Source organism: Stenotrophomonas sp. STEN014 (assembly GCF_056760315.1).
Window position 1 is genome coordinate 240,491 of record NZ_JBRREN010000001.1, and the last position, 14,492, is coordinate 254,982.

The window sequence follows — 14,492 nt, forward strand, 5'->3', positions numbered from 1 at the left end:
CCGGGCGCTTCCCGTAAAATGCGTCCATGGATGTTTCCCACCTGCTCGACGGGCTGAATGCAGCCCAGCGCGAGGCCGTTTCCGCGCCTCCCGGTCATCACCTGATCCTCGCTGGCGCCGGTTCCGGCAAGACCCGCGTACTCACCCACCGTATCGCCTGGCTCAACGAAGTCATCGGCGTGCCGACCCATGGCATCTTCGCGGTGACTTTCACCAACAAGGCGGCCGGCGAGATGCGTCATCGCATCGACGCGCAGCTGGCCCAGGGAAGCCGCGGCATGTGGATCGGCACCTTCCACGGTCTGGCCCATCGTCTGCTGCGCCTGCACTGGGCCGATGCCCGGTTGCCCGAAGCCTTCCAGGTGATGGATTCGGACGATCAGCTGCGGCTGGTCAAGCGTGTGGTGCAGCAGCTGGAGCTGGACGACGGCAAGTACCCGCCCAAGCAGGTGATGTGGTGGATCAACGCGCAGAAGGATGAGGGCCGGCGTCCGGCGCACATCCAGCCCGAGCCGCATGACCACTGGGGCGAGGCCATGCGTCAGGCCTACGCCGCTTACCAGGAGCGCTGCGACCGCGCCGGGCTGGTCGATTTCGCCGAGCTTCTGCTGCGCGCGCATGAACTGCTGCGCGACAACCCGGCACTGCTGGCGCATTATCGCGCGCGCTTTCGCGAGATCCTGGTCGACGAGTTCCAGGACACCAACGCCATCCAGTACGCCTTCGTGCGGGTGCTGGCCGGTGACAGTGGCAACGTGTTCGTGGTCGGTGATGATGACCAGGCCATCTACGGCTGGCGTGGCGCCAAGGTCGAGAATGTGCAGCGCTTCCTGAAGGATTTCCCCGGCGCGCAGACCATTCGCCTGGAACAGAACTACCGTTCCAGCGCCAACATCCTCAACGCCGCCAACGCGGTGATCGCACACAACCCGGACCGGATCGGCAAGCAGTTGTGGACCGACAGCGGTGATGGCGATCCGATCGACCTGTTCGCCGCCTACAACGAGATGGACGAGGCGCGCTATCTGGTCGAGCGCGCCCGCCAGTGGGTGCGTGACGGCGGCAGCTATGGCGATGTCGCCGTGCTCTATCGCAGCAATGCGCAGTCGCGCGCGTTTGAAGAAGCCCTGCTCAGCGAGCAGGTGCCGTACCGCGTGTACGGTGGCATGCGCTTTTTCGAACGTGCCGAAATCAAGGATGCACTCGCCTACCTGCGGCTGATGACCAACCGCAACGATGACGCCGCGTTCGAGCGCGCGGTGAACACGCCGACGCGCGGCATCGGCGAGCGCACGCTGGATGAGGTGCGGCGTATCGCGCGGCAGCAGGCGCTGTCGCTGTGGGAAGCGTCGATGCTGGCCACCCAGGGCACCGACCTGACCTCGCGCGCCAGGAATGCGCTGGCCGGTTTCATCACCCTGATCGGCCAGCTTGCTGCCGAAACCGGTGAGATGGATCTGGCCGAGCGGATCGATCACGTACTGGTACGCTCGGCCTTGCGCGAGCATTGGGGCAAGGAAAGTCGCAATGCGCTGGATTCGGAGTCGCGTATCGACAACCTGGACGAACTGGTCTCGGTGGCCTCGCGTTTCGTGCGCCGCGAAGACGATATCGAAGAGGGCGCCGAGGACATGAGTGAGCTGGTCGCGTTCCTGTCCTATGCCTCTCTGGAGGCGGGCGAAGGCCAGGCGCAGGCCGGCGAGGAGGGCGTGCAGCTGATGACACTGCACTCGGCCAAGGGCCTGGAATTCCCGCTGGTGTTCCTGGCCGGCATGGAGGAAGGCCTGTTCCCGAGCGCGCGGTCGCTGGAAGAGAGCGGGCGGCTGGAGGAGGAGCGGCGTCTGGCCTATGTGGGTATCACCCGCGCGCGGCAGAAACTGGTGCTCGGCTATGCCGAGTCGCGTCGCATCCATGGCCAGGACAACTACAGCCTGCCGTCACGCTTCCTGCGCGAGATCCCGCGCGAGCTGCTCAACGAGGTTCGCCCCAAGGTGCAGGTGTCGCGACCGGCCTCGCTGGGCGCCAACCGGGTGATGGGCGGCCACGCCAGCATCGAGCTGCCCCCGATCAGGCTCGGTGCGCTGGTCACCCACCCCAAGTTCGGCGAAGGCATGGTCACCGACTATGAGGGCAGCGGCGCGCATGCGCGGGTGCAGGTGGAATTCGCCGATGCCGGCAGCAAGTGGCTGGTGCTGGCCTACGCCAACCTGACGCTGCTGTAGCCGCGGCGCGGCGCGCGCCTAGGCCGGCGGCGTGTCCGTACCGGCAGGGTGGCCGGTGCCCGTCGCCTGGCGGAACAGCGCTTCGGCGGCGGTCTTGTCCACCGAGCGCAGGTGCAGGTCCTGCTGCGGGAACGGTATCTCGATCTGCGCCTGGCTCAGCGCCGCATGGAGGTTGGCTACCAGTGCGCTGCGCACACCCATCCAGTTGTCCGCGTCATGGGTCCAGGCGCGCACCGAGAAGTCCAGCGCGCTGGCGCCAAAGCCCAGGAAGAACACCGACGGTGGCGGAAATTTCGCCACATGCGCGGTGTCGCTGACGGCCTGGCTCAACAGCGCCTGCACCTGTGCCACATCGCTGCCATAGGCCACGCCCACGTCCACGCTCAGCCGGCGGCTGCTGTCCAGCAGGGTCCAGTTGGTGAGCTTCTCCGACAGCAGCATGCCGTTGGGGATGACCACATCGGCGCCCTCGAATGTCTTCAAGGTGGTGGCGCGCATGCCGATGTTGTGGACGCGGCCACTGGTGCCGTCGAAATCGATGACATCGCCCGGCTGCAGCGGGCGTTCGAACATCAGGATCAGGCCCGAGACGAAATTGTTGACCACGCCCTGCAGGCCCAGCCCGATACCTACGCCCAGCGCGCCGAACAGGAAGGTCAGCTGCCCGACCTTGAAGCCGGCGGCGGACAACGCCAGCAGCAGGCCGATCAGCAGCAGCGCGTAGTAGCTGAGCGAGGCGACGCTGTTGCCCACACCGCGTGGCAGCGACATCCGCGCCAGCACTTCCTCCTGCAGCACCAGTCGCAGCGAGCGGGCGATCCAGAAGGCCAGAAACACCGAGACGAAGAACACCAGCACATCGCCCAGGCTCAGTGACAGTTCGCCATATTCGAGCCGGCGCGTCAGTGCCGACTGGGCCAGCGACCACAGCGGGCGGAAGACCCGGAAGCGCTCCATGGCGAACACCAGCCACCCCGCCGCGGTACCCAGCCGCATCACTCGGATGATGCCGTCGGCCAGGCTTTCGCGATGCGCCTGCAGCAGCCGCAGGTGGTGCAGGCCGGGCTGGGCCAGTAGGGTCCGCAGCAATGCCGAGAACACCGCGAGCGCGGCGTACAGCACCAGTGCCATGTAGCCGCAATCGATGATGCCGCCGGCCAGCATCACCGCCATGGACACATTGCCCAGCACATTGCTCACGATCGAGCCGCTGAGCAGCGCCACCGCGGTCCACGCCAACGCCCGTGCCGCCGTGCGTACCGACGCGCTGGCATCGGCTGTGTGCCGACGGGCCAGCCGCAGCAGCCACAGGGTCAGCAGCAGCATCGTCGCGGCCAGCAGCAGGTAGTACCAGCGATACAGCGGGTGGTTGGCCAGCAGGAAGAAACCCAGCCGCTGCAGCAGATAGAAGCCGGAGGCCAGATAGGGCCACGGTCCCAGCAGGGCGCGCGCCGGGGCCGGTAACAGGCGCAGTACCGGGATCAATGCCACGACCATGGTGATCTGGTGCAACAGCAACGGGGCATCCGGCTCCAGCACCATCACCCCGATCATCGACAGCAGTACCCAGCACGACACCGGGCGCAGCAGCACGTGCGCGGAGGCCGCGGTGGTCGCATCCACCTGCGGGGTACGCCGGGTCCTCCACGCCAGCCAGCCCAGCAGTGGCACCAGTACGATTTCCAGGGCGCGCAGTGCCCGCTGGTTGCCCAGCCCCGCCTCGGCGTACTGGCGCATGAACTCCAGCTCCAGCGCCAGTTCCTTGCGCAGTACCTGGCGCATGCTGTCATTGACCGCGGCCGAGGCGCTGCTTGTCCACAAGGGCGGGGCATCGATCCGCAACAGGCGGCGATCGATATGCTCGATCGCGGCGGCCACCGCGTGTTCGCCGCTGCGGATCCGGGCATCGAGCAGATTGGCGCGTCGCCCCAGTTCCATCTGCTGCTGCAGCGGGCTGGACAACGAGTTCTCGGCCTGGCGCAGACGGGCGATGACCGTATCGATCCGCTGTGACAGCGCCTCCGGCAGCGACCCGGGCGGATACGCACGGCGCGTGGCCTCCCACAACGCGCGCCGGTCGGACAGCTCGGCGGCATCGCGCGCGTAAGGATCGGTGCTGGCCCTGAGCTCCTGCTTCCAATGGCTGAAGCGCAGCGCATCGAACTTCCAGTGGCGCTCCAGGCTTTCCAGGCGCAGTACGGGCAGGCGTCTGAGTTCGGCGTAGGCGAACATCCCGCCCTTGGCATCCACCGACTGCTCGATCGCCCGCAGTTCCGGTTCGGCGCTGCGCTGGATCGGCAGATCCTGGGTGCTGCGGACCAGCACTTCGTCAGCGTAGCGCTCGTCGGTGTCCGCCCGTGCCGGGATGTCCTCCAGCGCGATCGGGCGGGGGCTGGCGGCGGGCGTGGCCGCTGCGCCGTTGGCAGGGGGCGCCGGGGAAGTGTCCTGCGCCGCCGCCCAGGGCAGCAGCGCCAGGGCCAGCACAAGTCCCAGAACGGTCGATGCGGCACGGGTCATACGGAGCCATGGTTGGGGGGCGTCAGCGGTCAGATCATAGGAGCCGGCGTGGTCCGGCCGTGAAAACACCGCCTCCGCCACCCGTCCGCCGGTTTGATCAGGGTCAAGGCGGAACCTGAACGTCTGGTATGTCATGGTGGTGTCCCCGCGCCCGCGGGTACTTTCAGGGAGCAGACCATGTACAAGAGCATTCTGATCGCCACCGATGGTTCCGAGCTTGCCGGCAAGGGCCTGGCCAAGGGCCTGGAACTGGCCGCGCAGCTGGGTGCGCATGTGGATATTGTCAACGTGTCCGAGCCGTGGGCGGTCGGCATGTATGACGCGATGGGCTGGAGCTCCGGCTATGAAGCCACACCGGAGTACAAGCAGGACCGTGAAGACGCCGCGCAGAAAATCCTGCAGCCGGCGCGGCAGGCCGCCCAGGCCGCCGGTGTCGCCGATGTGAAGACCCATCACGTACTGGACCGCTATGCGGCCGACGGCATCATCGACACTGCCCAGGCCTGTGGCAGCGATCTGCTGGTGATGACCTCGCACGGCCATCGCGGCATCTCGCGCGTGCTGCTGGGCAGCCAGACCGCCGAAGTGCTGGCTCGCAGCACGGTGCCGGTGCTGGTGATCCGCTGACATTCACGTCGTGCCGGCCCTGCGCTGGCACGACTGGACGAATCCGGCGTGTACCTGCGATCGCACTGCTGGCGACGCACAGCGTCGCATCTGGTCACAGTGCAGCGGGATCTGCCGTAGGGCGCCTGCACCCGCATGCGCGGCGGCAGGTCGCGCCGGTTACGCGCGGCGCCAGTTCAGGATGTTGTTTTCGCGTGGCGCGCGCAGTGCCAGGGTCTGCGATTCGTCCAGGCTGCCATCGGCCTGCACCACCACGTAGCGCGCATCGTCGCGGTCGAACAGCACCGGCACCGCGTCGCGGAACAGCGGGCGGCGTACGAAGCGCAGTTGCCAGCCGAAATGCTCCAGGGTTTCCACCGCCTGCTGCTGCGCGTGGTTGAGCCCGTTCTGCGACGGCGAGGGAGTCGGCGGCTGGCGGCGTTCAGTCGAATTCATGGGTGATGCTGGGGGCGGGGGATGGGACATGGCTCAAAGCAAGTCACGTTCCAACCTCCCCCGGTTGCGGTGCCGGTGATCACCAGCTGTACAGCTTCCAGTACACCGGCGAGGCGCCGTCCTTGTCGCTGTCCATGCGACCGTCGCCGTTGCGGTCGTAGATGTAATACGGTGCGCCGCGTGCCGGGGTTACCTTGACCATGCGCAGCTGGCCCTGGATGCGGTATTCCTCGACGAGATCGCCGTTGTCCTGCGTGCGCGACACGACGTCAGCGCCGGCCACGTCCACGGGCGCATCGCCGCGCGTGCCGCTGCTGGCGCAACCGGCCAGTGCCAACAGGGAAAACAGCATCAGGTTTTTCATGAAGGGCTCCGAGCGCCAGGTTGTGGTCTCGATTATGCGCTGTCCATGGCGCCGCCGGTGCGGGCGTGCCGCGTAGAATCGCCGCATGAGCAGATTAGTCCTGATTGACGGGTCCAGTTACCTGTACCGCGCGTTCCATGCGCTGCCGCCCCTGTCCAACGCCGCTGGCGAGCCCACCGGGGCCCTGTTCGGCGTGGTCAACATGCTGCGCGCCACCTTGAAGGAAAAGCCCGAATACGTCGCCTTCGTGGTCGATGCGCCGGGCAAGACCTTCCGCGACGAGCTGTATGCCGACTACAAGGCCAACCGGCCGCCGATGCCCGACGACCTGCGCGCGCAGGTGCAGCCGATGTGCGACATCGTGCAGGCGCTGGGCATCGACATCCTGCGCGTGCCAGGTGTGGAAGCCGATGACGTGATCGGCACCCTGGCGCTGCAGGCTGCTGCCGACGGGCTGGAAGTGACCATCTCCACCGGCGACAAGGACTTTGCCCAGCTGGTGCGACCGGGCGTGGTGCTGGTCAACACCATGACCGGCAGCCGCACCGATTCCGATGCCGCGGTGATGGACAAGTTCGGCGTGCGTGCCACGCAGATCGTCGACTACCTGGCGCTGATGGGCGACACCGTCGACAACGTGCCTGGCGTGGAGAAGTGCGGTCCCAAGACCGCCGCCAAGTGGCTGGCCGAGTACAACGACCTGGAGGGCGTGATTGCCGCCGCCCCGGGTATGAAGGGCAAGATCGGCGAAAACCTGCGCGCCGCGCTGCCGCGGCTGGCGCTGAACCGCGAGCTGGTCACCATCCGCACCGATGTGCCGCTGGAACAGGGCCCGCGCGACCTGAAGCTGCGCGAGCAGCATGCGGAGTCGTTGCGCGAGCTGTACGCGCGCTATGGCTTCACCCAGGCGCTGCGCGAACTGGGCGGCGTTGCCGCGCCGGAAGTGGCCGCCGACAGCAAGCCCAGCCTGCGCGGCACCGCCGCCGGCTATGCCAGGGCGGCCGACAGCGCGCCGGTGAGCGGCCTGGATCCGGCCATGGCGGCCAAGGGCGAGTACGAGACGGTGTTCACCACGGAACAGCTGCAGGCCTGGGTCCAACGTCTGCAGGCCGCCGACGAATTCGCCTTCGATACCGAGACCGACGCGCTGGACGCGATGCGCGCCAACCTGGTCGGTATCAGCCTGGCGGTGGAGGTTGGCAAGGGCGCGTATATTCCGGTCGGCCATCTCTATCCGGGGGCGCCGGCGCAGCTGCCGATGCAGCAGGTGCTGGATGCGCTCAGGCCGCTGCTGGAAGACGCCAGCAAGAAGAAGCTCGGCCAGCACGGCAAGTACGACATCCACGTGCTGCGCCGTCACGGTGTCGATGTGCAGGGTTATGCCGACGACACGATGCTGGAAAGTTTCGTGCTCAACTCCACCGCCACCCGCCACGACATGGATTCGCTGGCGCAGCGCTACCTGGGTTACACCACCACCAAGTTCGAGGAGGTGGCCGGCAAGGGGGTCAAGCAGATCTCCTTCGCGCAGGTCGGTATCGACGAGGCCGGCAGCTATGCCGCCGAAGATGCCGATATCACCCTGCGCCTGCACCGGGTGCTGGCGCCACAGCTGGCGGCTGAACCGGCGCTGGAAAAGGTCTACCGCCAGATCGAGATGCCGCTGGTGCCGGTGCTGGCGCGGATCGAGGCCAATGGCGTGCGCATCGACGCGGTCGAACTGAAGCGGCAGAGCAGTGACCTGTCCGCCCGCATGCTGGCCGCGCAGCAGAAGGCCACCGAGCTGGCCGGCCATACCTTCAACCTGGATTCGCCCAAGCAGCTGCAGGCCGTGCTGTTCGACGAGCTGGGCCTGCCGGCGCTGGTGAAAACCCCCAAGGGCCAGCCGTCCACCAACGAAGAAGCACTCGAAGCGATCGCCGAGCAGCACGAGCTGCCGCGGGTGATCCTGGAATACCGCGGGCTGGCCAAGCTGCGCAGCACCTACACCGACAAGCTGCCGGAAATGGTCAATCCGCAGACCGGCCGCGTCCACACCAGCTACCACCAGTCCGGTGCGGCGACCGGCCGCCTGTCCTCGTCCGATCCCAACCTGCAGAACATCCCGGTGCGCACCGATGACGGCCGTCGTATCCGCAAGGCCTTTGTAGCGCCGCCGGGACGCAAGCTGATGGCCTGCGACTACTCGCAGATCGAGCTGCGGATCATGGCCCACCTGTCCGAGGATCCGGGTCTGGTGCGTGCGTTCGAGCAGGGCGCCGACGTGCACCGCGCGACGGCGGCTGAAGTGTTCGGTCGCGCGCTGGACGAAGTGACCGCCAACGAGCGCCGCGCCGCCAAGGCGATCAACTTCGGTCTGATGTACGGCATGAGTGCGTTTGGGCTGGCCAAGAACCTGGGCATCGATCGCGGCCAGGCGCAGGATTATGTGTCGCTGTATTTCAGCCGGTATCCGGCGGTCCGCGACTTCATGGAGCGCATGCGCGTGCAGGCACGTGAACAGGGTTATGTGGAGACGCTGTTCGGTCGCCGGCTGTACCTGAACGATATCCACGCCCGCAACCAGGGCCTGCGTGCCGGCGCCGAGCGCGCCGCGATCAATGCACCGATGCAGGGCACCGCGGCGGACATCATCAAGCGGGCGATGGTCAGCGTGGATGCGTGGCTGGCCGATCACCGCGAGCGTGCGCTGATGATCCTGCAGGTCCACGATGAATTGGTATTCGAGGCCGATGCCGATTTCATCGACACGCTGCGCAGAGAAGTGGTGGCACGGATGTGTGCGGCGGCCAGCCTGCGCGTGCCGCTGGTGGTGGATTGCGGAATCGGCGACAACTGGGATGAGGCGCACTGACCTGGGGATTGGGCGCTGAGTGGGGTGATTTGGTGATGCGAATGGAACGTTGCATATCGTGCGACGCATTCACTTTTCGCCAGGGCGTTTTCGGATGAATAACCCCTTAATCACCACGGTTTTCAGCGCAATTCTTCACGAACCATCAATGTTGGGAATGCTCATATAGTCCCCGGCAGACGCAATGTCTGTCGCGGATCTCTCCCATCCCCTGGAGCAGATCTCGGAGCGGGGATTACTCCCCAAATGCCCGCTCCCCGGCCCCGTCGACCCCCCCCTGGTCGGCGGGGCTTTTTATTTGGGGCATCACACCCTCGCATGCCGTTGATTGCCGCTGGGCGAGCATCGATGGCTAACGTGTCGTGGGAGTCGGGGAGATGTCCGAGTTGTTCGCACTGGCGATGCCGTGGTGGGAATTCGTGCTGCGCGCGGTGATCGTCTATGCCGTGGTGCTGGTGATGGTGCGTCTGGCCGGAAAACGCGCGCTGGGCCAGTTCACACCGTTCGACATGCTGTTGATCGTGCTGCTGGGCAATGCGGTGCAGAACGCGTTGCTGGGCCAGGACACCTCGCTCGGTGGCGGGCTGCTGCTGGCGGCCACGCTGATCGCATTGAATTATGGGGTGGGCTGGATCAGCGCGCGCAGTCCATGGGCGGAAAAGGTGATCGAAGGCGAGCCGGTGGTGCTGGCCCGCCATGGCCGGGTGCTGCGGGGCGTGCTCAGGCGCGAGCTGGTCAGCAAGGCCGATTTCGAGCAGGCCATGCGTGAGGCCGGTTGCGCGGCGCTGGAGGATGTCGAAGTGGCGCTGCTGGAAACCAACGGCCGTATCGCCATCATCCAGCGCCCGGAGTCGCGTTGACGGTCAGGCGCCCAGCCAGTCGCGTGGCACCAGATAGTCCGCCAGGCGCGCTTCATCGCTGCCGGGCTCCGGCTGGAAGCCGTACTCCCAGCGTACCCGTGGCGGCAGGCTCATCAGGATGCTTTCACTGCGGCCGCCGCTCTGCAGGCCGAACAGCGTGCCGCGGTCGTAGACCAGGTTGAACTCGACATAGCGGCCGCGCCGGTACAGCTGGAACTCGCGTTCGCGCTCGCCATAAGGCGTGTGCTTGCGCCGCTCCACGATCGGCAGATAGGCGTCGAGGAAACCGTCGCCGACCGCGCGCAGGTAGGCGAAGTCGGTGTCGAAATTGTCATGCAGGTCGTCGAAGAACAGGCCGCCGATGCCGCGTGTCTCATTGCGGTGCTTGAGGAAGAAGTAGTCGTCGCACCAGCGCTTGTGCTGCTCGTAGCGCTCCGCGCCGTAGGGTTTGCACAGGTCGCGTGCGACCGTGTGCCAGTGGTGCACGTCTTCGTCGAACGGGTAGAACGGGGTCAGGTCGAAGCCGCCGCCGAACCATGCGGCGACCTTCTGCCCATCACGCTCGGCGTGGAAATAGCGCACATTGGCGTGGGTGGTGGGCAAGTACGGGTTGCGCGGATGGAACACCAGCGACACGCCGCACGCGCGCCAGGAGGCGCCGGCCAGTTCCGGGCGGTTGGCCGAGGCCGACGGCGGCAGGCGGGTGCCGGCGACATCGGAAAAACCGATACCGGCCTGCTCGAACACCGCACCTTCGCGCAGGATGCGGGTGCGGCCACCGCCGCCTTCGGCGCGCTGCCAGCGGTCTTCAATGAAGCGCGCCTGGCCATCGGCCTGTTCAATGGTGCTGCAGATGCGGTCCTGCAGGCCGGTCAGGTAGTCGCGTACGCGGTCGAATTCATTCATGTGCGTACTTTAGCGCAGGCCTGCGGTGCCGCCGTGCCGGGCGGGTACGGAGCGGCGGCGTGCTGCGGGGGTTGCCGGTATCGTGCCGCTGCCGCGCTCAGCGGAACTGCCTGCGGACGTCCACACGCTGCAGCTTGATCACCAGCCAGCCATGCAGTACGGCGATGGCCACGGCGGTGACGGCAGCGGTCAGCAGGGTGGTCCACTGGCTCAGGCGCACTTGTGCACGCAGCTCCTGGCCTTGCGGTGAATCGAGCAGCTCGGCCGGCATGATCAGGTACATGCTGTTGAACATGTCCTGGACCAGCGGCAGGAAGGCGAAATTGGCCACTGCCACCAGCAGCGCAAACACGATGAACCCGATGCGGCCCCACTCGCGGCGTTTGAGCAGGCCCCAGGACACCCCCAGAAACGCCAGCGAGGCCAGCAGCAGCAACAGTGACAGGCCCAGCAGGTGCTGCGCGGCCCACTGCACCGCTGCCGGAACCGGGAGGGCCTGCTGCTGCAGCCAGCCGGCCACGTCCAGGTGTTGCAGAAGGCCGACGGCCAGCAGCTGCAGCAGGCTCCAGACAATGGACAGCGCCGCCATCAGCAGCGACAGCTTGGCGGTGACATCGATGAAGCCGGTGGCCGCATCGCGTGGGGGGCGGGCAGGGGGAAGGTCGGGCGGGTTCACGCGGGCCGGGCAAGGTGGAAGAGCCCGAACTATCGCCCGGTTCAGCCGGCTTGCCCAGTCCCGGGCGCACCCGCCAGCACGGCGGCGGCCGGCAGGATATGGCGGGCGCTCAGTGGCGCCAGACGTACGCCATGCGGGGGCTGCAATGGAATCCACGCCAGCTCGGCAATCTCGGCCTGCACCTGCGGCGTACCCTCGACCCGCACCCGCCATGCTTCGCCTTGCACGCGCCGGCCGGGTTCGTTGACCGCAGTCTCCTCGAACACGCCCAGGGCCTGTGCACCGTCCGGTCGCAGCCTCACGCCCAGTTCCTCGTGCAGCTCGCGGGCCAGCGTCTGCAACGCCTCCTCGCCGGGTTCGCGCTTGCCGCCGGGCTGGATGAAGGTGTCCGAGCCGTGCTTGCGGACCACCAGCACGCGGCCGGCGTCATCGAGGATCACCGCAGTGACGATGCGGATCGGGGAATCGGACGGGGACACGGCGAGACTCCATGGGCGGTGGAATTGGTGGCGGGCGCTGTTTCCAGGACGCCGCCATCCTCGGGAAAAAGGGCGCCGTGCGGCGCCCTTCTGTTTACTTCAGTTCCTGCTCGAACAGCTTGTAGATGCGCTTGTACTGGTCCAGCCAGGAGTCGGCGCGGGTGTAGCCGTGGCGTTCCAGCGGGTAGGGCGCGATCGACCAGGTGTCCTTGTGCAGCTCGATCAGCTTCTGGCTCATGTTGACCGAGTCCTGGAAGAACACGTTGTCATCCATCATGCCGTGCGCGATCAGCAGCTGGTCCTGCAGGCCTTCGGCGTATTCGATCGGCGAGGAGATGCGGTAGGCCTCCGGGTCGATGTCCGGGGTGTTGAGGATGTTGGCGGTGTAGGCGTGGTTGTACTGGTGCCAGTCGCCGACCGGGCGCAGCGCGGCGCCGGCCTTGAAGGTGCCCGGCGAACGGAACAGCGCCATGTAGGTCATGAAGCCGCCATAGGAGCCGCCGTAGATGCCGGCGCGGTCGCGGTCGCCCTGCTTGGTCTCGACCAGCCAGTCCAGGCCGTCCAGGTAGTCCTCCAGCTCCGGATGGCCCATGTTGCGGTAGATGGCCGTACGCCAGTTGCGGCCATAGCCCTCGCTGCCGCGGTAATCCATGTCCAGCACGATGTAGCCCTGCTGCACCAGCAGGTTGTGGAACATCTGCTCGCGGAAGTAGTTGGAATAGCGCGCATGCACGTTCTGCAGGTAGCCGGCACCGTGCACGAACATGGCGATCGGATACTGCCTGCCCGCTTCGAGCTTCTCCGGGCCGTAGTACTTGGCCCAGATATGGCCGGCGCCGTGCTTGGACGGCACCTGCACCATCTGCGGCTGCACCCATTCGCGGGCCTTGAAGGCGGCGCTGCGGGTGTCGGTGAGCTTGCGTGCTTCGCCGCCGCTGCTCGGCAGCACGGCGATCTGCGCCGGCAGGTAGGGTGCCGAATACCGCACCAGCAGCTGCCCGCCATCCGGTGACAGGCTGAAGTCTTCCACGCCATCGAGCGCGGTCACTTCGCGCACGGCACCGCCGTTGGCGTTGACGTTGCACACTTCGTAGTCGCCGGGCCATTTCTGGTTGCACAGGAAGTAGAAGCTGCTGCCGTCGGCGCTGAGTACCGGTGCCGAGGCTTCCCAGTTGCCCGATGTGATCGCTTTGGGCTTGCCACTGCCACTTTGCGTGTACAGGTGCGAGTAGCCCGATTCTTCAGACAGCAGCCACAGCGTGCGGCCATCGGGCATCCAGCCGTAATCGTTGAAGCCCCAGTTGATCCAGCCGGCGTCTGTCAGGCGATGGCGGCTTTCCAGTTTGGCGCGGGTGGCGCTGGTGGTGGCGATCCAGCGGTCCTTGTTGTCGTTGGCGCGCAGCATGATTGCCGCCTGGCTGCCGTCGGCATTCCAGCGGATACCGCCGCCCATGAACTCGCTCATCACTTCCAGCGGACGGTTGCCCTTGAGCGGGTCCTTGCCGGCCTTCTTGCGCAGCGCGGCCAGCGGGTCGGTGGCGATGCCGGGCAGATCATCCAGTGACAGCGCCTGGACCTTGCCGGTGGCGGCGTCGGCCAGCCAGAACGCGTGCGGCTCGGGATTGTTGCGACCCACGCGGGTGCGGGTGTCTTCGGCTTCCTCATAGCCGGACTCGGTCACGTACAGCGGCATCTTGCCGCCGCGGCCTTCCTCATAGCCCTTGGGCTTGGTCACCACGATCAGGTGGCGCGCATCGGGCGAGAGCACACTGTCGACGATCTCGACCTCGGCGCCGAGGAAGATCGGCGCCGGCGCGCGGGTCGGATCGGCCTGGCGCCAGCGCTCGCCCTGCTCGCGCAGTTCCTCGCGCTGGGCGCGGTCGCTGCGCAGCGTGGACAGGGTGCGCAGCTGCTGGTCGCGCAGCACATCGGCCTTGGGCGCGTCGGCCGGATTCTTCTCGGCCTTGAGCTGGGCCACCTGGCTGGTCACCCCGCTGCGCGGGTTCCAGTGGAACCAGTTGTTGCCCACTTTCCAGATCACACCGCCATCGCTGGCGAAATTGACACCACTGGCGCGTTCGTTGCTGCGGGTGATCTGGCTCAGGGTGCCGTTGCGCAGATCGCGCACGAACACATCGCCATTGCGCACGAACGCCATGCGCTGGCGGCTGCCGTCATAGACGCGGTTGGCCGCATCCAGCGTGCCGCGCTGGTCGTCCGCCACCTGCTGGGCGACGCCGCCGGCCAGCGGCAGGCGGAAGCTGTCGCGTACCGCGCTGCCCGGGCGCTTGAGCGTGTACTCCACCTGCTGCCCGTTCCATGACCACCACGCCGATTCCACCGGCGGGCCGATCCAGTCCGGGTCGGCCATGGCCTGTTCGATGGTGATCGGCGTGGGCGCGGCGTGGGCGTTGCCGAAAGCGGCCAACAACAGCAGGGACAGCGGCAGGAGTCTGGGCATTGCGGATACCGGGAAAGAAAACCGCACAAGCCTAGCAGTCCGGCCTGCGCCCGGGCTGGGCCACAGGTCATGGGCGCGGCAACCGGCGCGC

11 protein-coding genes are annotated in these 14,492 nt (G+C 66.8%); 4 read left to right on the forward strand and 7 right to left on the reverse strand.

What is annotated here, in order from left to right; genetic code table 11:
* The first annotated feature begins 26 nt into the window (after window positions 1-26).
* The gene (gene uvrD, locus ACVOMC_RS00915) at window positions 27-2,222 is read left to right on the forward strand and encodes a DNA helicase II (protein WP_481522474.1); all 2,196 of its coding nucleotides are present in this window, start codon (window positions 27-29) and stop codon (window positions 2,220-2,222) included.
* Window positions 2,223-2,240: 18 nt separating this feature from the next.
* Here the strand turns inward: uvrD and ACVOMC_RS00920 are convergent, their stop codons facing one another.
* Window positions 2,241-4,739 carry a mechanosensitive ion channel domain-containing protein gene (locus ACVOMC_RS00920; RefSeq protein ID WP_481522475.1) on the reverse strand — a complete coding sequence of 833 codons (2,499 nt, stop codon included), beginning with the start codon at window positions 4,737-4,739 and terminating at the stop codon, window positions 2,241-2,243.
* Window positions 4,740-4,916: 177 nt separating this feature from the next.
* Between ACVOMC_RS00920 and ACVOMC_RS00925 the strand changes: the two genes are divergently transcribed.
* Window positions 4,917-5,366: a universal stress protein gene (locus tag ACVOMC_RS00925; RefSeq protein WP_481522476.1), complete on the forward strand. Its 450-nt coding sequence runs from the start codon at window positions 4,917-4,919 to the stop codon at window positions 5,364-5,366.
* A gap of 159 nt (window positions 5,367-5,525) precedes the next feature.
* On the opposite strand, the gene ACVOMC_RS00930 is transcribed toward ACVOMC_RS00925, so the two are convergent.
* On the reverse strand, window positions 5,526-5,801 hold the full coding sequence (locus ACVOMC_RS00930; RefSeq protein ID WP_054660489.1) for a hypothetical protein: 276 nt from the start codon (window positions 5,799-5,801) through the stop codon (window positions 5,526-5,528).
* A gap of 79 nt (window positions 5,802-5,880) precedes the next feature.
* Window positions 5,881-6,165, reverse strand: a complete 285-nt coding sequence (locus tag ACVOMC_RS00935; protein WP_054660491.1) for a DUF2782 domain-containing protein — start codon at window positions 6,163-6,165, stop codon at window positions 5,881-5,883.
* A gap of 85 nt (window positions 6,166-6,250) precedes the next feature.
* Here ACVOMC_RS00935 and polA point away from each other — a divergent pair, with 85 nt between their 5' ends.
* A complete protein-coding gene (gene polA / locus ACVOMC_RS00940; protein WP_481522477.1) occupies window positions 6,251-9,019 on the forward strand; it encodes a DNA polymerase I in 2,769 nt (922 codons plus the stop codon).
* A gap of 377 nt (window positions 9,020-9,396) precedes the next feature.
* A complete protein-coding gene (locus tag ACVOMC_RS00945; protein WP_481522478.1) occupies window positions 9,397-9,879 on the forward strand; it encodes a DUF421 domain-containing protein in 483 nt (160 codons plus the stop codon).
* Window positions 9,880-9,882: 3 nt separating this feature from the next.
* Here ACVOMC_RS00945 and hemF read toward each other — a convergent pair whose 3' ends face one another.
* The 4 genes from hemF to ACVOMC_RS00965 all read right to left on the reverse strand — a co-directional run bounded on the left by hemF (window position 9,883) and on the right by ACVOMC_RS00965 (window position 14,401).
* Window positions 9,883-10,785 carry an oxygen-dependent coproporphyrinogen oxidase gene (gene hemF / locus ACVOMC_RS00950; RefSeq protein WP_481522479.1) on the reverse strand — a complete coding sequence of 301 codons (903 nt, stop codon included), beginning with the start codon at window positions 10,783-10,785 and terminating at the stop codon, window positions 9,883-9,885.
* Window positions 10,786-10,882: 97 nt separating this feature from the next.
* On the reverse strand, window positions 10,883-11,461 hold the full coding sequence (locus ACVOMC_RS00955) for a hypothetical protein (protein WP_481522480.1): 579 nt from the start codon (window positions 11,459-11,461) through the stop codon (window positions 10,883-10,885).
* A 41-nt stretch (window positions 11,462-11,502) separates the two neighbouring features.
* Complete coding sequence (locus tag ACVOMC_RS00960; protein WP_481522481.1) at window positions 11,503-11,940, reverse strand: NUDIX hydrolase; 438 nt, start codon at window positions 11,938-11,940, stop codon at window positions 11,503-11,505.
* Between the two features lie 94 nt (window positions 11,941-12,034).
* On the reverse strand, window positions 12,035-14,401 hold the full coding sequence (locus ACVOMC_RS00965; RefSeq protein ID WP_481522482.1) for a S9 family peptidase: 2,367 nt from the start codon (window positions 14,399-14,401) through the stop codon (window positions 12,035-12,037).
* Window positions 14,402-14,492: the final 91 nt, after the last annotated feature.

Bases quoted from the DNA above. Each gene is read 5' to 3' on its own strand.
- polA (WP_481522477.1), top strand. From the start codon at position 6,251: ATGAGCAGATTAGTCCTGATTGACGGGTCCAGTTACCTGTACCGCGCG.
- ACVOMC_RS00930 (WP_054660489.1), bottom strand. From the start codon at position 5,801: ATGAATTCGACTGAACGCCGCCAGCCGCCGACTCCCTCGCCGTCGCAG.
- ACVOMC_RS00965 (WP_481522482.1), bottom strand. From the start codon at position 14,401: ATGCCCAGACTCCTGCCGCTGTCCCTGCTGTTGTTGGCCGCTTTCGGC.
- ACVOMC_RS00935 (WP_054660491.1), bottom strand. From the start codon at position 6,165: ATGAAAAACCTGATGCTGTTTTCCCTGTTGGCACTGGCCGGTTGCGCC.
- ACVOMC_RS00925 (WP_481522476.1), top strand. From the start codon at position 4,917: ATGTACAAGAGCATTCTGATCGCCACCGATGGTTCCGAGCTTGCCGGC.
- uvrD (WP_481522474.1), top strand. From the start codon at position 27: ATGGATGTTTCCCACCTGCTCGACGGGCTGAATGCAGCCCAGCGCGAG.
- hemF (WP_481522479.1), bottom strand. From the start codon at position 10,785: ATGAATGAATTCGACCGCGTACGCGACTACCTGACCGGCCTGCAGGAC.
- ACVOMC_RS00920 (WP_481522475.1), bottom strand. From the start codon at position 4,739: ATGACCCGTGCCGCATCGACCGTTCTGGGACTTGTGCTGGCCCTGGCG.
- ACVOMC_RS00945 (WP_481522478.1), top strand. From the start codon at position 9,397: ATGTCCGAGTTGTTCGCACTGGCGATGCCGTGGTGGGAATTCGTGCTG.